The following is a 389-nucleotide window of genomic DNA, read 5'->3' on the forward strand; positions in this document are numbered from 1 at the left end:
CCACCGTGCCCAAGGTGGGGGCGCTGGTGGCCCTGTACCGGCTCGTGGCCACGGTCTCCGCCGGGGACGGCTCCTGGCTGCTCGTCGCGGCGCTGCTGGCCACCGCCTCGATGGTCCTGGGCAACCTCGCGGCCTACTGGCAGACCGACCCCCGCCGGCTGCTGGGGTGGTCGACGGTGGCCCAGGTCGGGTTCCTGCTCGTGCCCGTGGCCGCGGCCGGGCGCAGCGACCTGGCCCTGCCCTCGCTGCTGTTCTACCTCGCCGCCTACGCCGTCACCAACGTCGCCGCCTTCGCCGTCACCGCCGCACTGCCCGAGCACCGGGAGCTGGCCGACTACCGGGGCCTTGCACGGGCCCGTCCCGGGCTGGGGCTGGCCCTGCTGGTGGCG

The 389-nt window shown here is 76.1% G+C and carries 1 protein-coding gene; it reads left to right on the plus strand.

Annotated elements, in window-relative coordinates:
- A partial coding sequence (locus tag L979_RS13510; protein WP_047692742.1) for a proton-conducting transporter membrane subunit occupies nt 1-389 on the plus strand: 389 nt, incomplete at both ends.

The sequence above is a fragment of the Kocuria sp. ZOR0020 genome, from assembly GCF_000800955.1.
GTDB classification, from domain to species: Bacteria; Actinomycetota; Actinomycetes; order Actinomycetales; family Micrococcaceae; genus Kocuria; species Kocuria subflava.